Source organism: Roseovarius sp. SK2 (assembly GCF_028807495.1).
Lineage (GTDB): Bacteria > Pseudomonadota > Alphaproteobacteria > Rhodobacterales > Rhodobacteraceae > Roseovarius > Roseovarius confluentis.
In genome coordinates this window covers 1-19,026 of sequence record NZ_JARAMK010000012.1, presented here as the reverse complement: position 1 = coordinate 19,026, position 19,026 = coordinate 1, and the positions used below count along the sequence as shown (strand labels likewise).

Below are 19,026 nucleotides of genomic sequence, written 5' to 3'. Positions count from 1 at the left end.
TGTGCCAGCCAACGCTTCTCCTCCGGAGCCGCTCTGCGTCTTGAATGCGGCCAGCGCCGCACGGCTCGCCGGCCCCCACTGGCTGTCGAGCGCCCCGTCATAGCAACCCGAGTAAATCCAGCCAGAGACCCAAAGGTAGCACTTCCATATCGTCACCGAGGCAATGAGATCGGCGTGCACCTTCGCTCAATCTCGGGAAGTCGTCCATCCAACGCAGACCCGCCAGCGAGGAATACTGCGAAAGCGGGGCGGCAAGCGGCCGTTTTGCCGAGTTCAATACTAACGTCGGCCCACCGGCGCCTTGAACATGTTCGGGCGGTTAATGCCGAAGCGGCTCCATCACGAAATGACGGCCGAACTGCGGCAGCGTCGGTCGCCACAGGCAAGTCTCGCTTCGGCGCAGGTCTCGATAGGGAGAGCCATCCGGGACGACAGTATGAAGAAAACACACCATTTTCCGGTGACCTTCCCAGTCTGACGATTCCCCACGCATGCAATTCCGGCTATCTTAGATTCATGGATATAGTTCTTGTCACCACTGTGATCGCATCTTTGTTTCTTGTGATTGGTGCGGCAGAGCCGCTCGCCGCGCGCTTGCGTCTGCCCTACACCGTGATCCTCGCCGTGCTGGGCATGATGATCGGCGCAGGAGCAATCTTCTTTCTGCGCACGGAACTGACCGATGCGCTGAACCCGATGGCCGAAGCAATCCTGCAGCTTCCGATCCGATCCAACGTCTTCATCTATGTCTTCCTGCCGACGCTGCTGTTCCAAGCGACGCTGGGGATGAACCTGCGCCGGATGATCGACGACTGGGTGCCGATCCTGGTGCTCGCCGTGGTGGCGGTGGTCATGGCAACGTTCAGTGTTGGCTACGCCCTCTCATGGGTGAGTGCGCTGCCGCTGGCGGCCTGCCTGCTCATCGGCGCGATCGTTTCCACGACCGACCCGTCCGCTGTGGTCACCATCTTTCGGTCGATCTCGGCGCCGCGCCGGCTTGCTCGGATCATCGAGGGCGAGAGCCTTCTGAACGACGCCGCCGCTATCGCGCTCTTCGGCCTATTCATGGGCTTCGTCATGCTGGGAATGCCCGATCCCGACCTGGGTGAGGCGCTGGCGCGCTTTCCAGTTCTGATCTTCGGCGGCGCGTTTGCGGGCTGGCTGTCCGCACGGATGGCAGTCTGGGTCATGGCGCTCTTCGGCCGTCATGAGTTGGCACAGATTTCGATCTCGGTCGCGTTGCCATACCTTGCCTTTATCGGGGCCGAGCAAAGCATTGGCGCCTCGGGGGTCATCGCGGTAGTTGCCGCCGGGCTGACGCTGAACCTGACCGGTCCCGGCCGCCTGCCACCGCAGGCATGGATCAACCTGCGCGAACTCTGGAACGTGCTGGCGCACTGGGCCGGGGCATTGATTTTCATCCTCGCCGCCCTCCTGATTCCGCGACTGTTGGAAGAAGTGCGCATCGAGGATTTCGTTCTCGTCGGCGTGGTAATCCTCGCCGCCATGGCCGCGCGGGCGGTGATCCTGTTCGGGCTGCTGCCGCTACTGACGATGCTCAAGCTCTCACCCGCAGTGGAAAGACCCTACCGTGTGGCGATCCTCTGGGGCGGCCTGCGCGGTGCGGTGACGCTGGCGCTGGCGCTTGCAGTGACGGAAAGCTTCCGCGTGCCGGACGACATTCAGCGCGTAGTGGGCATCCTTGCCACGGGCTTCACTCTCTTCACGCTGATCGTGCAAGGGACGACGCTCAGGTGGGTCATCGGCCGGCTCGGCCTCGACCGGCTGTCGCCCATCGACGAGGCGCTGTCGCGGCAAGTGGTCGCCGTGGCGCTGCAGACAGTGCGCGAGGATGTGGCGCGCACCACCGAGAACTACGAGTTGAGCCGCGACATCGTGCGTTCGGAGGCCAAGCGGTTCGGAGAACGACTGGAGATGACGGTGAAATCGGCCGAGGACAGCGCCGACATCCTCGACCGCGACCGGGTCACGCTTGGCCTGATCGCGCTCGCAGGCCACGAGCGAGACACGATCATCGTCCGCGTTCGGGAGAGGACGATCTCTGCGCGGATGGCGGAGCAGGTCCTATCAGATGCGGAACGTCTGATCGAAGGCGCCCGTAGCCAGGGGCGTAGCGGCTACAACCACGCAGCCCGGCGCAGCGTCGCCTACGGTCGCGGGTTTCGCATCGCCGTGCTTCTGAACAGTCGTCTGCGCCTGTCCGGTCCGCTGGCGCGCATGACCGCCGACCGGTTCGAACTACTGCTGTCACAGCGGCTGATCCTGCGTGACCTGAACACCTTCATCGACGGGCGCATCCGGCGAATCCACGGGCGGCGGGTGGCGGAGCTGCTGCACGAGTTGCTCGCCCGGCGGATCGAGACAGTGGAGACTGCGCTGGAGGGGTTGCGCCTGCAATACCCGGGCTATGCGGAGGAACTGGAGCGCAGGTTCATCCGTCGCACTGCTCTCCGCCTGGAGGAGCGGGAATACACTGCGATGCGCGAGGACGGGCTGATCGGCTCCGAAATCTACACCGCCTTGATGCAGGATCTCAATGCACGCCGCCTCACCGCCGAGGAACGACCGCATCTGGACATCGCGCTGCAACGGGCCGAGTTGGTCCGGCAATTCCCACTCTTCGCCGAACTCGATCGAGCCGTTCTGAAACGCCTCGGTCGTGCACTCGGGACACGTCACTTCAATGCCGGAGAGGTCATCATCCATAGGGACAGCGCCGCCAGACGCGTGTTCTTCATAGCCTCTGGGGCGGTGGAACTGGAGACTGCCGGGCAGACTTGGCGTCTCGGGCGGGGAGAAATGTTCGGGCAAATGGCGATCCTGATGCAGAAGGCCCGCCGCACCGAGGTTCGCGCCATCACCCCGTCGATGCTCCTGGTGCTCGACGAGGCGCGGTTCCGTAGGCTGCTGGAGCGTAGCGAAGCTCTTCAGGTCGCCGTTCGCGCGAGCGCCGAGAAGCGCGGGGTCGACCCTGAACGACTGTTAGCGGCCACGAACCGCGCGCCCGCCTGACCTAAATCCAGCGTCGCGTCGAATTCAATGATGCTGCGCCCGGTCTCGGTGCTTGGCGCGACAATGATCTTCGTGTTGCCAATTCCTGGCCCAAAAAACTCAATCGACAGGTCCAGAAGATCTCCAGTGCCTTGCGTCACGGCGTATCCGTTGACGCACAGGCATTGTTGCCAATCCGCATCGATTGCATCGACATCGGTGCCCGTTGCGATGGAGAACATCCGCACGGTTGAGCCGATTGCGCGATCCGTGACGACCTCCGCATCGCCCGGGATCGCAAGCCCATCGGGAATCCGGCGCTGTATATGCTCGACGGCGTAGACGACTGCCGAGGCGGACAGAACGAGCCAAGCCGCAACAAGCGTGCCCATGATGGGCAGGGGTGGGATGGCGGCGCGCAGGTTGGTAAAGGACCGTACAGTATCTGCGGAGCAGCGAGAGCGGTTCGTGCATCTGATGACGATCATGACTGCAAACCTATCGAGCTCAATGAGACACTCAAGTTGATCGGCACCTGTCCGCCTGTCGCCGCGCTGCAGCCCAGATACTTGTTCACTGAAATGGGATTTTGCTCAGCCCTTCAACCCTACGGCCAGATCGAAAGCAAGATCATGTCGATGGCTACTATCAAGACTATACCGCTTGGCACTCTGCGAAATGCGATAATCTCAGGCCTTACAGCGCTCCCGCCCTTGCGGTAGATTCTGCCAAGAAACATAAAGTATCCCGCAGACACAGCGGCCAACACCACGTAGGGTAATTTATCTGGCGAGCCGCTCGTATCGGAAATCAGGAAAAAGACAGCAGCGATGCTCGGGATTGTGGTCACATTATTCAAACAAACTCTGAATGGACACTCTGACATTCCCCTCTCCTTGGAAGGATAAATCGATGACCGCCCTTGAAAGTCATGCACCGCACTTGCAAGCAGGATCGCACCGCCAGTAAGCGTGAGGGACGCTTCTGCGAGCGAAAGCCACGAGAATGCCACAGAAAGCAAATAGAGTATCGAGACAAGCAACAGAGCCACGCATAACGCTGACGAAATAATTGTGGATCGCTTCGCATGATGCTGCACCGGAGCGCCCTTGCACGATATCGCAATCAAGGAAATTGGATTGAAGATACATACCAGGACTATAAAGCTTCGGACTATTGCGCTCCAATCCACCAGTGCAGATTCCCAAGGTCCGGTCATGATTCTTCAGATCGGCCGATGCAAATGAACGTAGAGAGGGTTTCTATACCGAAACATGTTGCTTCGGCATCGTCAAGTTGCGGGGCATATCAATAGCCGGTACGCGGGGACATGACCAAACCCAAGCAATCTGGGGCCTTTTCAGGCCATCGCTTTCCTGCTGAGATCATCGCATATGCCGTCTGGGCCTATCACCGGTTCCCCATGAGTTTGCGTGATGTTGAGGACTTGCTTGCCACACGCGGTATTGTGGTCAGCTACGAGACCATCCGCGCTTGGGTTGCCAAATTTGGATCAAAATATGCCAGGGCGATCCGCCGCGACCGCCCTAAAGTGGCGAACAAATGGCACCTGGACGAAGTTGTCCTTCCAATGAACGGGCAGAAGTATTGGCTATGGCGCGCTGTTGATAGCAATGGCGACGTGCTGGACATCCTCGTTCAGTCTCGGCGCAATAAACATGCCGCAAATCGGTTCTTTCGCAAACTGTTCAAGGCGTTTGGCCAACCACGAGTTGTTGTCACGGACAAACTCCGAAGCTACGGGGCCGCCCTGAAAAGCCTCGCTTCGGGAATAGAACACCGCAGCCACAAGGGCATCAACAATCGATCCGAATGATCACACAGGCCGACCCGAAGGCGAGAAAAGATCATGGGAAGGTTCAAATCGCCAAAACAAGCTCAGCAATTTCTCTCCGTTCATGATCAGGTCCAAACTATCTTCCGTCCCCGCCGCCATACACTTTCAGCTGCTGCCTATCGCCAAACCAGAGCCGATGCCCACTGGATCTGGGACGACATCACGCATGGCTTGCAGGCTGCTTGAGGTTTAGCGCCCCGACTTACGCTGCCAGAAACGCCAATAACTTGACGATGCCCTCCGTTATCGTGGCGATTGGCGTGGAGATGACCGCCGTGTTCTTCGTGGTCTGAGGCGGGATGGGCCGGCCACTAGGCTAGTTCAGGAAATTTGCGCTTTTGCGGACGCATCATGCGGCAGGTTCTGCAGATCGGGGAGATATCCCCGGTGGGTATGTCACTGCCAAAGCGGCGGCAGGTTGCATTGATCGGGCGCTTGCGGGGGTGAATGCGGTGATGGCAATGGGGGGCAGCGTCGCGCGGCCGCGAGCGGCAGGGTTTCACCGCAGGACGGACAAGGAATGCGAGATTGCTGATTCATGGATAAACTTCTTAAACTCCGAGTTACGCGGTCGGACAAGGATGGACGCAGCCCGAACCGGTCAGTTGTGCCCAGCCGAGGTTACGGCCACGGCTTGGGGGAATCCGCTAAGCTGACGTTTTGTCGTCGGGATTCACTGAAGTGACGCTGACCACGGTAAGAGCCCGAGCCTCGCCTTCTACGGTCTGCCAGTGGAAGACGGCACCCTCGGACAACCCGATGAGCGCGACGCCGATAGGGGTCATGACGGAAACGCGTTTCTGGGAGATGTCGGCGTCTTCGGGCAGGACCAATCGGACGGTGCTTTGCTTGCCGGTTGTCTCGTCCCGATAGGTCACAGTGCGACCGAGTGAGACAGCATGCGCTGGCAGCTTGTTCGCGGGCACGATGCGTGCGCGCCCGAGTTCGTCGAACAAGCGGTTTGCAAGGTCAGGATTGCGCCGAAACCCGCCTTCGGCCAGTGACTCCAGAATGTTGAAATCCTCTTGGCACAAAGCGAGCCGGGGGCGACGCCGCAGCAGGTTCGACGGGATTATGGATTTTTGCATGGGGTTGCTCCTTTGCATGCAGTGCGCTGAAGCGCATTTGCGGAAATCAGGACTTGAACGCCCGAGCCGAAGGCGAATTGCACGGCTCAGGCCGCTGCGAGTTCCGGTAGTGGTGAGGTGTCCAGGATGACGAGCGTGTCGACGGTACCGTCTTCGCGCAGTATCGGCGCCTGCTGGCGTCGACGCATTCCGATCATGGTCGCGCCGAGCATCGAGGCGATCGGAATGGCACCGACTTGGTGCATCGCGTTGAATGTCAGAAGGCCGCTTTGGAGACCGCCGCCGCTGATCATGTAGTACACATGGCACCCGCCGGTGACCAGATCGACGGGGGCCGGTTCGCGCACCGGGATCGCAGTGCGAAGTTTGTAACGCAAAAAGCCGGTCAGGATGACGGGGTAGGGCGTTTCGGACATCACCCTGTCGTGCAGCAACCGTTCAAGAGAGGTCCGGTCGCTGCGGGTCAGCGAGAACGTGCGTCGACTGACGAGGCTTTTCCGGTGCGGCCAGGGCGCACTAGAGTCGTGTAGTGAATAGGGAGTGTTCGTGGACATGGTTTTGCTCCCGGGAGCGGCAATTGCTTGCCAACACTGTTCAAGGAATTGAAGTGCCCCGGGAGGTCTGGTTGAACGCTAAGCGCCGACCGCCCGGGGAGCCCGGCGGTTCAGAACAGGAAACCGGATATGATTCATGTTCGTGACCATGAGGCTCATGGTTAGACTTCCCCGGTTAACAGTCAACGTCTATTTTCTGGCCTGACTGAACCTTGCCGAGGACAGACGCCAACACGTGTTTAAGGCGTTGCGCGCTCACGGGTAGCGGAGGCGGGCAATCCGTTCGCAGGCTTCATCCAGAATATCTGCCACGCGCATGACCAGATCAACATGATCTTCCGTCTCCGCCGATACAAACTCACTGCAACTTCATACCGCAGGCTCGCTCTGATGCGTTCAAAATCTGGGACGACTACACCGCCGAAATCGTGGCGTGACCTGCCTTTGCCATTGCCTCACAAGATTACGCCAACAACTTGGCAATACCGGGTCGGCGATCAAGGTAAGCAAACGTCAGCTGCATACAACTGCTGCGGGAGCCGATCCTTGCGGTAAAATAGAGAATCATGAATGCTCTGACCATGCGAGGTCGCGAAAGCAGTAGGAACTCATCATGTTAGGAGTGCATCATGTCGACCGAATGGACCAACCTTCAAGTTTTGGAGTGTGAAACAGGAGAAGGATCGTTTCTTACCGTCATCAAACAGTCAAACGGGAGTGTGTCTCGATATGTTCTGGGTAACGGAACCCCCGTCTCGCCCAATCCTGACGGTACGTTTCGTACTCCAGATACCTCAGACGTTTTGAACGTAGTGGGCTTTTGACTATACCCTGTTCAGTCGGCCTGTAGCTTTAGCAGGCTTCCCAACGCCGACACTAACACTCCCGTAGCCATTGCCGAACACCAAGATTGGCTACGGTTGAAGCCGCCGTTGTACGTCCCTAGACTTCGACGGCTTGTTAACGGGACTGGCCAATCTGTCGGGATGTTGCTGTGCAAACTCCGCTTGGTTCCGCTCTGCTACGTCCTTGAAGCAGTCCAGGAACACGCCACTATCTAGGCGCGAGTCTCGAACGTTACCCCTAGCCAGCACCTTAGGGGCGTGGAATGCACGACCTAGGCTTTGTGACGTCGCTCCGTGCCGAGAATCTGTGAAACACGAGCGGTGGCAGAATTGCTGGTCAGAACCCGTCCGCTTCTCGATCAAACTCACGCACTATTCTCCACCTCTCCACAAGCAATTGCCAACTGGATCAGGATACACGTGCGCAGGGATGACGGTTTATTAACCTTTCGATGCGACACTCGCTACACAGGAGAGTTACAGATGATCAAAGAAGGACAGGAAGAAGCAGAACGGATCCTCGCGGCCTACGCAGCGAACGGGCTCAGTGAAGAAGCAAGAGACTACTTCGCAAAGTGGGTAAGCTCCGCACATATGGTACAGATAAGCGCGAGCTCGTGCCGGGATTGAATCCCTAGTTTCACAAAGTACTCAACAATCGCGCCGAGAACAGCCATTTGCCATTTCGAAAGCAAGAGCGCGCGATGCAGGGTCATCGCTCACACGGGGGTATGCACCAACACTCAGACCGAACCAATCAGGTTGGGGCTTACCAGCACGCTTCCGGGGTATGTCCAAATGTAAAATCTCGGCATGAGAAAATTTCTTGCTTCACCTATCTGGATAAAGGGGGCGGCACTAGTATCAACCGTTTATACGCTGAATCAACTAAGTGTTTCAGTGGAGTGGACATGGTTTCAAAGTGCCTCAAGAGATGCAGAAACTTGCCGGCAACCCTGATCTTCGGCCTTGTTCCGTTCATCGCTCAGGCGGAGATCGACGGGCATGGCCCAGATGCATGGCGGGTGACCGGTGTCGCCGCCCACGATGTCCTCAACGCCCGGATGGGACCCGGCACCGGCTATCCGGTGATCGAGACCTTCGCACCTGATGCGCGTGGGCTGGAGGAGATCACCTGCGTACCATTCTTCACCATGGCACATTTTTCGACCATGACCCCAGCTGAGATCGACGCCCTGCCGCCACGCTGGTGCCTGATGCGATCAGCGGATATGAGCAAGGCGGGGTGGGTTGCGCAACGGTATCTGATCGCTGAGGGGTACGAACCGGTGGATGCACCCCACCCCGGTCCGGATGCAATGCCTGGCGATGCGATGATCTCCCAGGCCCAAGAGCTGGTCCGGGCTCTCTATGAGAGCGCACGACTGGCCAGGATGGGCGGCCCGGAGCCACTCGATCCGGCCAATGCCGGCAATTTTTTCTCCACAGAGTTCGTGACCTCCATGCTGGCCAGCACGCTACAGGCGGACCCGATCTATGGCGCACAGGATTTTCAGGGCAGCGTGAGCGTCCCCAGGCCCGATCCCGAGCAGCCGATGTATCGCGGCATGATTACCATCAATGTCGAGATCACGAATTTCGGACGGGTGCATACTGCCGTCTTCCGACTGCGGGCCGATCCCGGTCAGCCCGGCGCGCCGCTGCGGATCTTCCGCATTGAGCATGACGGCTGGTCCTTCCCATAATTTGATGAAAATAAGGAATTTAAAGCATGAGCACCAAGCTAACGTTGGCGAGTTCGGTCGTCTGCCTCATTGGGCTGACACAAGCTGCCATGGCCCGGATCGAAACGGTCGTCGTCGGGACGGTCACCGCGACCATCGGTGATACCGCCTACGAAGGTGAAACACTCGATGTTCCCTCGGAGGGCACATCCACGGCGGAATGGCGAACCTTTGGACCGGTGACGTCCCTGAGCATTCAGGCACATGATCCGAAGGCCGCGAGCCGCATGCAGAATGTACTGAACGTCGAAATCACACTCATGGGCGAGAACGCGGCGGCATCGATCATGGAGGCCTCGGTGTCGTGGTGGCCAGAGGGCATGGGCGCGCCACACTACTTCAACGAGGGCAGTGGAACGGAGGTGAGCATTGCCATTGATACCCTCTCTCTCGAAGAGGGCACCTCCACGGTTTCAGGCGACTTTTCAGCACGCCTGTGTCGCAAGGATGGCATCTATGACGAGACCGATACCGGCGATTGCCTGACTGTGGACGGCCGCTTCAATACGGCTTTGCACAAGGCCGATTGAGCCGATGACAAGGAAGCCGTTGCCTGAGTTCTGGGCGTGGACGTCGACCCCGTGGACTTTCGTGCTGGCCCTCCCGTTCTTCACCCTTTCCCCGCAAACCCATGCGCAGACGGTCGATCCGAATGCGCCATATGCGGATGCCTACGACGTCCAGACCCGCGGCAGGCTGGTCGGCACCTGGAAGGGAACGATCAGCGGTAGCTCGATCTCGCAGGCGGGCGGCCAGATGGAAGGCCAGGCGGTGTTCGTGGAGCGCGGATACGACGGCCGCGACGACTTCGGCATTGTTCTTCACGACCATCGCCATCGCGAGGGGCAGGCATACTCCGAGATTGTGATCGGCAGCGTTCCCTGTGGCCCGGACGGAGGGGCCATTCGCGCTGTCGACCCAGTTGAATTGCAGAACGCCACAACGGGACCATATGCTACGGTCACTTTCGCCAATCGTTTGGCCGATACGGGCAACGACGATTTCGTAGTCGGCGCGGGGGGGGGGTATGGGGCTGAGTTAGCCAAACCGGCGACAGTCATAACCCGCTGGACTGACGACAGTTTCACCCTGAGCCTCCACGGCCAGTTCATCTCGGCGGTTCTTCCGGTCAAGAATCACACTTTCGACTATGAACGCCAAAGCGAAGGCTATCTCGATCGCATTCATCTGGACGTGGAATTCACGCTTGAACACAGCCCCGAAACTCAGGCGGCGTTCGACTGGATGATGTGCGACGAGCCGGATGTCTTCGAGGTGGTCGAGACGATCCCCACGAACGGGCGCGAGAACGTGATCCTGGAAGGGGCGGATTTCTTCGTCACATTCAGCGAGGAGCTGGCCAAGGGCAGTATCGATCCGAGCACTGTTACCATGACGACGCGGGACCAGAACAATGGGTTCGTCTTCGTCGATCTGGAGCTCGGGCTCGAAAACGAGACCGGCGCTGAGGACGATAGAAGCCTCCGCATCGCACCGCGCGAGCCCTTGCGGTCAGGCACAATCTACGAGATCGCGATTGCCGGGTCTGATACCGGCGTGCGGGGACGTGATCGGCAATTCCTGGAAGAGGACTATTCGTTCTTCGTCTCGACGATGGTCGATCCGGAAGAGATGAGCCTCGGAATCTACCAGGTTTCCCGCAACGCGCCGCTCGTCTACGGCAAGCCGGCATCTGCCCGCATTCACCTCGATTGGGAGGAGCTTGAGGATATTCACCCCGAGTGGCAGGTCCTCAGCTACCCCGTGCTCGCCGAGATACTTGATACGCGGGAGACTACCATCTTCCCCGAGATACAGCAAAGAGTCGAACGGCCGGATCAGTATACCGATGAGGACCGGAGGCTGGGAGAGCATATGCTGGATCTTTTCGGCTGGACCCCGACACGCGCGCGCGACCCTCGGGACTTCAGAGCCGAGGTCCTGCCCGCCGATCACTACCCTGAAGACGTGGATATTCACCCGAAGGTTGTCGAGACATGGGTGAACTACGCCGCACGTCACACCGACCGGATGACCATCGCGTACTACATCGCCGAACATGCCGAATGGGGATCCAACGGCGCCGGACAGGAAATGACTGGTCACATTCACGAAGCGGTACGGCGCGAGCGAGCCTTCATCAATCAGATATTTCCTGTCGCCCGCGTGGCCGCGCATTTCCAGGGCAGCTATAATATCGAGACATGGATCTGCGGCCTTCCCAAGCTCTCGGACAAGTATTGTCCGCAGAACAAGCAGAACCTCGGGATGCTGTTTCAGCTGTTCGACGAACATATATCGGCACACTCCACGGCCGATATTCTTGTCTCCTATCACCCGCCCAGCCTTGATGGCACCGGCAAGGCATTTGCCCTCTATGAACAGCCGGAAACGCTTATCTATCGCCCCGGGGAACCGCATCGACCCGGCGAGGTGCATCCCGAAGTAGAGTCCTTGCGCAGGTCCGACCGGGGAAACAGGAACATGATCGTCATGGCCACCAGCGCTCTATCCGGGAAGCGATTACCTGCGGTCGTGTCTGTGCCGCTCATTGCGCATGAAGTGGGCCACGTCTTTGCCCTGCCTCATTCGCCCTACGCCGATGACCACGCACATAGGGCCGAGATATGCCACACCTACCAGAACGTGGGAGCGATCGGGATCGACGGGATGCGCATCGCATTGAGCGGCGAAACCGGTTGGCAGAAATCGAGTGAATACGGCAATGCCGAGGCCTCTGCCGATATGCGCAACCTGATGTTTCCCTGCGCCCTCGATCCGCGCGAGGAATACTGGATCGATCCCGCACAATACGACTGGCTGGTCGAGAATCTGCCTCGAATTCTAAACACCCTGCGCCGTGAGCGGGCCGCGCTTGCCACGCGTTCCTCCACACGTCACGCGCAAAGGGCAGCGCCACTCGAAGGGCTGCTTTGGCGGGCGGCCTTTCAGGAGGAGGATGAAGAGCAATGGCTCATGATCTCGGGCGTGTTGGATGAGCAGGGCGCGGTGCTTTTGCCTGCTATCCGGGTTCCCGGCCCCCGTGCGGCCCTCGCGGGTGACGGCCCCTATGAGGTTCATGTCGAGGATGCGTCCGGCCGGGTACTGGCGCGCGCACCTGTCGGGCCGGGGCAGGCAGACGACGGGGGTTGGTCGTTCTCGGTATCGGTTTCGGTTCAGGGCGAACCTGCGCGGATCGTTCTGTCGCGCGACGGGGAGGTTCTGGGCCAAAACCGCGCGCATCCATCGCTGAAAGCACCCGAAGTCCGCTCCCATGCTCCCGGAGCCGTCTATCGCGCGGGCGACACGCTGGAATGGGACGGCGAACCGTCGGATGGCCTGACCTACACAGTTCGCTTCACTGACGACGGTCAGAATTGGGAGACCATTGCGGTACTGCTGGGCGAGACCCGGTTCACTCCCGATGCGACAACGCTGCGGCCTGGGCGGCAAGCCGCCTTCGAGATTATCGCCTATGACGGGGTAAGGGAGCGCAGAACGCACTTGCCTGTTCAGGTCGAAGTACCGCTTGAGCCACTAGCGATGCGGCCCCTGGGCGATACGGTTTTGACCGAGGGAGAGGCCGTGGAAATCGCCTTCAATACCCGGATAGACGCGTCCAGCCTGGATGCGGTGACCATCGAGGCAGACGGGGTACCTGTCACCGCCAGGGTGACGCTCGCTCCCTCCGGCATGGCTCTGTCGATTGCCCCGGAAACGCCGGAGTCGGGTGTTATCTATACCGCCCATATCGGGACCGCGCTGCGCGCAGAAGATGGCAGGTCGTTGGACAAGGCGATCCGGGTAGAGTTCAGGATGGAACCGCTGGCCACGGTGGTCGAATCTGCCACCTGGGATGCGGCACGATTGGCCATCCTGGCGGAAGATCATGGTGACAGCGCTAGCGCAGATGCGGTGCAGGACCCCTTGATCGTCGGAGACGGCGAAATCACGCTTGAAATGGGTGAACTCATTACGCGCGTAGCGCGCATCCTGCATTGCGAAGTCGATGAGGTCGGGCAACTTTCCAGCCTCGACCTCGCTTTCGAAACGATGCCGGGCGACCGCGTCGATCTTGCGATGTACAGGCCGGATGGATCGACGCTGGCGACCGAAGCAACACTGAGCAATGGCGTGACATTCAAAAGCCGGGATGACGGCACCGGCAATTGGCGCCTGAACGTGGAGGACGGTCAGCTTTCGGTGCGTGGCTCTATCGGTACAGGGTCGGATGCGATCGCGTTCGAGTTGATCGGAACCTGTCCCGCGGAGTAGCGCGGGACAGGCCGTGCTGCCGCCGTCGAAGGAGCGCTTGCTTCCCTCGAAAGGCCTTTCCCGCATCCCGGCCATTCATCCGGTAATGCGAGGGTGAAGACCGATCCGTACCCGGCACGGCTGTCCCCCTTCAGTTCTCCGCCCAGCAACACCGCCAATTGAAAGGCAATCGACAGCCCCACGCCGGTGCCAGGCATTCCCTGCGCCGTGCTGGCTCGGAAGAAACGCTCGAACAGCCTTTCCTGCTCATCCTCAGGAATACCGACACCGAGATCTTCGATTGCAAAGAGAATCTGCCTGTTAGCTGCTGAAATTCGGATTGTGACTGGTTCTGTGTCCGGCGAATACTTGATCGCATTTGAAAGAAGGTTGGTCAGGATCTGATCGGCCAGCAGCGGGTCGGTGTGTATCGAGGGCGGGACTTCATCGCCAATACTGATCTCGATGACACGCTTTGGGGATGTCGCAAGTTCCCGGGTTCGTACCTGTTCGACCAATGCTGAAACCTCGCACGGTGCGGGATTGGGTGTTATCTGTCCTGCTTCCAACCGGATTACGTCGAGCGTCGCCCCGATCAGATCGTTGAGAGTTTTTACCTCGGCGCGGGTCTGCGCCGCGCGTCGAACAACTTCCGCTCTGGACATGGCCTCACCGCTACGCAGAAGTCGTTGCATTGATGAGTCAATCACCGAAAGTGGTGTGCGAAACTGGTGTGACACGAGTGCGACGAAACTGCGGTAAGCGTCTGCGACTTGTTGTTCACGCTCGAAAGAACGCATGAACCGCTCCTGCCCGGCCATGGCTCGCAGCATGGTAACGGATAGGAAAAGGCCAAGCGCGATGAGCGCGATGATGGAAATGATAACCTGCATGATCGCATTATGCTGCCTGTCAAGCCGCGTTCCCGTCGCCTCCCACTGGCGGACCATGGATCGGTTTCCGGCCAGCCCGAGGGAGCGGATCAGCGGGTTGAGGATAGCGTGTACTGCTTCCGCAGTCCCGGTGTCTCCAAACTCAAGGACGAGAATCGCGGCCTCGAGTGCGCGTATTTCCTCTCCGACGGAGCTGAGTGCATCATTGAGGCCAAGCTCGCCCATGTAACGCAGTTGTGGTCCTTCGGATAGCAGTGTCAGGCGGCTTAGAAGCACATTGTAGCGCCTTTCCAGGTCAGTCGTTGCCCCAGGAACACCCACCTTCCGAGCGATATCGGAATCGAGCAAAAGCGCCGCTGACTGGGTCTGCGAAATGGCCCAGAGCATGTTGTCACCCTCGTTCTTCCGCATCTCCGCTTCAGTGTCGATCAAGCGGAGTAAGGCGAAAACAAGCAAGACAGCAAAAGCTACGATTGCGGTACCCGCCACGCCATAGGCCAGCTTGGCGTTGTCACGTGTCACTTGACGTCCAGCCGAACAAGCTGCCAGACCCATCGGTAATCGTATCGGATGTCCTGCAGCTCCCTGTGGTCGTCACGCGGATAGACGATCCAGAGTGGCCCCTTGTCGCTGGCCAACAGGCGTTCGCCATCCATATGAGTGGCCATGATCACGTCGAAGTCACGAAAATCCGTCATTGGAATATCGATGACGTAATCGTTGAGGGCAGTAGCGGTCACGGTTCTTCCCTCGGCGCCGACATGATTGAACAGGTCGCGCATCAGAACACCTTCGAAGTGCTTAACCCCATCGGTCACGACGGTGCCCGTGTTCAGGCGAGCGGGAGGAAGTGCCTCCAGCATTGTCTCGTCGAACAGGGCTTCACCATCGGAAGTAGTGCGAGATATGGCACCGGTAATGGTAAGGACAACCGGGCCCCTAGGTGCCGGAAGCGCACGCTCTTCCGGCCGGGCCATAGAAGGATGGGCGAGAAGTGTCAGCGTCAGCAGGAAAGCCGAGACGATCCGGGCGATGGAAACACCTAGGGTGGCTTCCTGTAACCGCCATCGTTCCAAGCCTGGCGTGCTTCTGTCGCAGTGCTGCCTAAGTATTCGAGTCTCAGTATGCCTTATAGGCTCCATCCCCGCCACTCCTTTGCGTTGAGGGCCAAGAAAATCAGACGTTTCCTGTAATGTCCACGCACTCGCCGAAGCCTTCCGCGTCTCCGGAGGCGTCGGTCTCTTTGTACGTCACCACAGCTTTCCATCCGCAGGCGCAGCAGGTGCCCCGTCCAGTGCGGCACGCGGTGGTTGATAACTCTGGGCTTTATCCTTGAGCCGGGCGAACTTTCCGGACAGGTTCTCCAACTTCGCCTCCCAGGCCGGATCGGGCACTTGGCCCTCAAGGTTGCGGAAATAAACCTCCATCATGCAGGCTACCGCGAAAGGCTCTAGCAGAGCAGCCTTGACCGACCAGGCGAAGAGAAGGGCAAAGACGATGCCCGCAGCCGCCCAGGCCCCAGGGATAAGATAGGCGACCAGTGCGGCCGGGGCGAGCATGAGCAGGAAGGTCACGAAGGACAGCCCATAGACGATCAAAGCCAGCCATGCGGCATTCTTGAGCATGGGTTTGTAATTCTGCGCATAAAGAACCAACCCCGTCTGAGCAGAGGCCCAGGCGTTGTCGGATTGTGTTCGGATGGCGTAGGCGAGGACGACCTCGTCGATAAAACCGACGGCAAGGTTCAGAAATGCCCGAATGACCGAGACAAATTGCTGGGCGCCAGGGATAGGCAGAATGCTGACTATCCCCCGGACCAGCCCCGTGATCGCCCGCAGGACGCCTTTGACCAGTTGGTCAATGCCGAACAGCACGCTGGCCTGTGCGAAGCGCTGCGCCACCTCGTGACGGGCATGGGCGATCTGCGAGCGCCCCCCGGGCATTTCCTCGCCGTCGAGCAGCTTGACCAGCACTGCGATATGACCAGCCTTCACAATATAAAGAGTGTATTCGCGCGCCAGATACATAACGGCGGACATCAGGCTGAAACCGAGAACGCCTCCCCAAAACGTCGCACCGGCCCGGAACCCTTCATCCCAGAAACCGCCAATGCCCCAGCCGATCCCGGCACCGGCGCCGGTCATCAGCACATAGGCTAGAGCGGCACCGAAATAGATCGCCATCCGCAGCATAATGAAGGGCAAGGTTGCCACCATCAGCCCCAGTGCCCGTCTCACCGAAAAGTCCCACATTTTCCAGTTGCTCCAGCTTTCAGCTTCCACCAACAGAGAATATTATCGGGCTACTCCGAATGTGTCCCCGTTCGTTTACAGGGGGAAACTGGCGCGGATTCTTGTAGAACACTGTCGGGCACCAGCAGAACGGCATCAACGTCAATGTGGAAAGGGGCTTCGCATCGTCAGAACACCAATGATGTTTCTGCGTGAGGTTCGGATGCGCTGTCTTTGGTGACAGCCCCGACTTTTAACAACGGCGCGGGCGCGGCCTACGCCCAGACCGTCCCGCTCTACAGCCTGAGTGCTGACGCGCTTCGAGCTCGGTGATAGTATACTTCCCATCGATGATCGTGGAGGGGCTTCCTGTCTGCCGGTCAATGAGAGGAGCGATCACAAATGACAAAGACCGGTGTCGGGTCGCAAGGAACCATTCTGTGCGTCGAGGACGAGCGGCACCTGCGGCAGGATATTGTCGAAGAACTCGTGGCGGCAGGGTACAAGGCCATCGGTGCCGCCAATGGGCGTGAAGCGCTTACAATACTGGAAACGGTACGCCCCGATCTCATTCTCTGCGACATCTCTATGCCTGGGATCGACGGCTATGGCGTCCTTCGCTACTTTCGAGAGATACGCCAGGATTTGGCGAATGTTCCTTTCGTTTTCCTTACGGCTCTAGGCGGGCGTGACGCGATCATCGATGGCAAGCGAATGGGTGCTGACGATTATCTGGTCAAACCCATCGACTATGACCTCATGCTTGCAACAGTCGAAGCACGTCTGCGCGAAGTCGTCCGTATCGACAAGAGATTCGACCAGTTACGCGACGCCCTTTCAGACGCTGGATCGGGAAACCCCGCCGATATCAGCAGGATGGTGAATGTTCTCGACCTGCTTTCCTTCGGTGTCGTGCTGTTGTCTTCAAACGAGGTTCTGCACGCGAACCGGATGGCACAAGATATACATTCTTCCGAAGATGGCATTTCCATCGACACAACGATCCATGCCGCATCTGCCCGGATCACGGCCGATATTAGGGCGAGATGGAAGTCGGCGTGTAAAGCGGCGTGCGAGAACCGTGAGGAGCTTAGTAGCCTGTCCATCCCGCGCCAGTCGGGCAAACAGAGTTTCCACCTGACCCTCTGTGCATTGCCGGGTTCGCATTATAGACAAGAGGGAGGAGTGCAGACCGTTGCCTTTATTATCGACCCCCTGCACCGTCCGGCTATTCCGACTGGTATACTGTCCGGCTTGTTCGATCTGACCCCGACCGAAGCCGAAGTCGCCCGTGCTCTTGCCCGCGGCATGCGGACTGACGAAATCGCAACCGAACTCGCCATCGCCCCCACGACGGTCGCGTTTCACCTACGCAATCTTTTCGACAAGACGGGCACCCGCCGACAAGCTGATCTCATCGCGCTTCTTCTGACCGGACTGGCTTCCATCAGTCCAGCATAGGCGAACGCAATTACAGACGACTGGAAACGTGTCTGACGTCTGCGCTATTGGACAGATTGGTGGATTTCGTCCGCATGGTAACTCTCAGTCAAGATGGTAGGTGCCGCTTGATCGCGTGGAAGGCAGGACGCCGCATTGTCGGGCATCAATGGTGGGACGCGAGCGTCAATGTACCCTAATTAAACAGAATCTTCGGATTGGACGCCTTTTCGGCAGTTTCTGTACCCTTAATTACAATACATTCACAGGGGAGCCGCATCACCGCATGACATAGCTTTTGCACTTCCAGATTGCATCGGCTCTTGCCAGAAGCGATTGACGATCCGCATCGGGGCCGAGCTCAGAGATTGCCTGTCGAGCTGCCTGCAAGGCACCTTCAGACGCAACTGGTCGGTCCGCTGATTTTGTTTTTTGCTTTGGCGCAGGTTCTGCTATCTGTGCGCCCGGAAGACGCCTCTCGAGGTTCTCTGACAGTTTGAGCAACCGCGCGATCACCGGTCAATGGTGAGGAAAGGCCCGGCGGCTGAGCAGCCCGGTCTGATTGGTCCAAGGTAATTGTTAGTGCATGATTGGGCTGGTTTCCATTGGGATGATGGTTTCATGAGCCGGTGGGCGTTAGCCCAATGCACTGTGTGGCCTCTTGGTGTTGTAGTGTTTCCTCCATTGCTCGATCAGGATTTGAGCCTCACGCAGGCTGTAGAAGATTTCGCCATTGAGCAGTTCATCTCGCTGTCTAACGTCATCACCTACCGGACAGATTTAGGTGTTTGAGGGACGGAGGATTTCTGGTTCATCGAAGCCATAATGGAGCGAAGATGAACAAGAGATCCGGAACATCCAAGGATGCTGCTGACAAGCTTGTCAGGGGTATCAAGCGTAAGACCCGCAATCACTACTCGGCGGAGGAGAAGATCCGCATCGTGCTTGCCGGGATGCGGGGCGAAGAAAGCATAGCGGCCCTGTGCCGTCGTGAAGGGATCGCCGAGAGCCTGGATAACCTGACGCCGGCTGACGTCTACCACGGTCGGGGTCGGACGATCCTGAAAATGAGAGAGGAGATCAAGAAACAGACAATCCGAAAGCGC

General features: G+C 58.8%; 12 protein-coding genes and 5 pseudogenes. 9 read left to right on the top strand and 8 right to left on the bottom strand.

Translation table 11 applies throughout. The features are described 5' to 3' along the window. Positions 1-516 precede the first annotated feature (516 nt). Positions 517-3,033: a cation:proton antiporter gene (locus tag PVV74_RS19145; protein ID WP_274594342.1), complete on the top strand. Its 2,517-nt coding sequence runs from the start codon at positions 517-519 to the stop codon at positions 3,031-3,033. Here PVV74_RS19145 and PVV74_RS19140 read toward each other — a convergent pair. After that, the gene (locus PVV74_RS19140) at positions 2,949-3,500 is read right to left on the bottom strand and encodes a hypothetical protein (protein WP_274594341.1); all 552 of its coding nucleotides are present in this window, start codon (positions 3,498-3,500) and stop codon (positions 2,949-2,951) included. The two genes, PVV74_RS19145 and PVV74_RS19140, sit on opposite strands and share 85 nt — an antisense overlap. Before the next feature lie 119 nt (positions 3,501-3,619). Beyond that, the gene (locus PVV74_RS22905; protein ID WP_443217230.1) at positions 3,620-4,231 is read right to left on the bottom strand and encodes a MarC family protein; all 612 of its coding nucleotides are present in this window, start codon (positions 4,229-4,231) and stop codon (positions 3,620-3,622) included. Between the two features lie 111 nt (positions 4,232-4,342). Here PVV74_RS22905 and PVV74_RS19135 point away from each other — a divergent pair. Next, a pseudogene (locus PVV74_RS19135) lies at positions 4,343-5,056 on the top strand (IS6 family transposase). A 461-nt stretch (positions 5,057-5,517) separates the two neighbouring features. On the opposite strand, the gene rnk reads toward PVV74_RS19135, so the two are convergent. Next, positions 5,518-5,958: a nucleoside diphosphate kinase regulator gene (gene rnk, locus PVV74_RS19130; RefSeq protein ID WP_274594340.1), complete on the bottom strand. Its 441-nt coding sequence runs from the start codon at positions 5,956-5,958 to the stop codon at positions 5,518-5,520. A gap of 86 nt (positions 5,959-6,044) precedes the next feature. Beyond that, on the bottom strand, positions 6,045-6,512 hold the full coding sequence (locus tag PVV74_RS19125; RefSeq protein WP_274594339.1) for a hypothetical protein: 468 nt from the start codon (positions 6,510-6,512) through the stop codon (positions 6,045-6,047). A gap of 297 nt (positions 6,513-6,809) precedes the next feature. Here PVV74_RS19125 and PVV74_RS19120 point away from each other — a divergent pair. The 5 genes and pseudogenes from PVV74_RS19120 to PVV74_RS19105 all read left to right on the top strand — a co-directional run. Next, positions 6,810-6,949, top strand: a pseudogene (locus PVV74_RS19120) (IS6 family transposase); the annotation flags it as partial. 989 nt (positions 6,950-7,938) lie between these two features. Continuing rightward, positions 7,939-8,091 (top strand): annotated as a pseudogene (locus PVV74_RS22900) (IS6 family transposase); the annotation flags it as partial. A 210-nt stretch (positions 8,092-8,301) separates the two neighbouring features. Next, a complete protein-coding gene (locus PVV74_RS19115; protein WP_274594338.1) occupies positions 8,302-9,063 on the top strand; it encodes a hypothetical protein in 762 nt (253 codons plus the stop codon). Positions 9,064-9,089: 26 nt separating this feature from the next. After that, positions 9,090-9,632, top strand: coding sequence for a hypothetical protein (locus PVV74_RS19110; RefSeq protein WP_274594337.1), 543 nt, complete (start codon positions 9,090-9,092; stop codon positions 9,630-9,632). 19 nt (positions 9,633-9,651) lie between these two features. Continuing rightward, positions 9,652-13,377, top strand: coding sequence for an Ig-like domain-containing protein (locus PVV74_RS19105; protein ID WP_274594336.1), 3,726 nt, complete (start codon positions 9,652-9,654; stop codon positions 13,375-13,377). Here the strand turns inward: PVV74_RS19105 and PVV74_RS19100 are convergent. From PVV74_RS19100 to PVV74_RS19090, 3 genes are all read right to left on the bottom strand, one after another. Next, entirely contained in the window at positions 13,296-14,771 is a 1,476-nt protein-coding gene (locus PVV74_RS19100; protein WP_274594335.1) for a sensor histidine kinase, read from the bottom strand. The genes PVV74_RS19105 and PVV74_RS19100 overlap by 82 nt on opposite strands. Then, positions 14,768-15,325 carry a molybdopterin-dependent oxidoreductase gene (locus PVV74_RS19095; protein ID WP_274594334.1) on the bottom strand — a complete coding sequence of 186 codons (558 nt, stop codon included), beginning with the start codon at positions 15,323-15,325 and terminating at the stop codon, positions 14,768-14,770. The genes PVV74_RS19100 and PVV74_RS19095 overlap by 4 nt, the downstream gene beginning before the upstream one ends. A gap of 174 nt (positions 15,326-15,499) precedes the next feature. Continuing rightward, the gene (locus PVV74_RS19090) at positions 15,500-16,501 is read right to left on the bottom strand and encodes a hypothetical protein (RefSeq protein ID WP_274594333.1); all 1,002 of its coding nucleotides are present in this window, start codon (positions 16,499-16,501) and stop codon (positions 15,500-15,502) included. A 381-nt stretch (positions 16,502-16,882) separates the two neighbouring features. Between PVV74_RS19090 and PVV74_RS19085 the strand changes: the two genes are divergently transcribed. Next, a complete protein-coding gene (locus PVV74_RS19085; protein WP_274594332.1) occupies positions 16,883-17,941 on the top strand; it encodes a response regulator in 1,059 nt (352 codons plus the stop codon). 615 nt (positions 17,942-18,556) lie between these two features. Here PVV74_RS19085 and PVV74_RS19080 read toward each other — a convergent pair. Beyond that, positions 18,557-18,670, bottom strand: a pseudogene (locus tag PVV74_RS19080) (integrase core domain-containing protein); the annotation flags it as partial. A gap of 86 nt (positions 18,671-18,756) precedes the next feature. Between PVV74_RS19080 and PVV74_RS19075 the strand changes: the two are divergent. Then, positions 18,757-19,026: pseudogene (locus tag PVV74_RS19075) on the top strand (hypothetical protein); the annotation flags it as partial.

Excerpts from the sequence above, each read along its gene's own strand:
- PVV74_RS22905 (WP_443217230.1), bottom strand. The coding sequence starts at position 4,231 with ATGACCGGACCTTGGGAATCTGCACTGGTGGATTGGAGCGCAATAGTC.
- PVV74_RS19110 (WP_274594337.1), top strand. The coding sequence starts at position 9,090 with ATGAGCACCAAGCTAACGTTGGCGAGTTCGGTCGTCTGCCTCATTGGG.
- PVV74_RS19085 (WP_274594332.1), top strand. The coding sequence starts at position 16,883 with ATGACAAAGACCGGTGTCGGGTCGCAAGGAACCATTCTGTGCGTCGAG.
- PVV74_RS19145 (WP_274594342.1), top strand. The coding sequence starts at position 517 with ATGGATATAGTTCTTGTCACCACTGTGATCGCATCTTTGTTTCTTGTG.
- PVV74_RS19090 (WP_274594333.1), bottom strand. The coding sequence starts at position 16,501 with ATGTGGGACTTTTCGGTGAGACGGGCACTGGGGCTGATGGTGGCAACC.
- PVV74_RS19125 (WP_274594339.1), bottom strand. The coding sequence starts at position 6,512 with ATGTCCACGAACACTCCCTATTCACTACACGACTCTAGTGCGCCCTGG.
- rnk (WP_274594340.1), bottom strand. The coding sequence starts at position 5,958 with ATGCAAAAATCCATAATCCCGTCGAACCTGCTGCGGCGTCGCCCCCGG.
- PVV74_RS19140 (WP_274594341.1), bottom strand. The coding sequence starts at position 3,500 with ATGATCGTCATCAGATGCACGAACCGCTCTCGCTGCTCCGCAGATACT.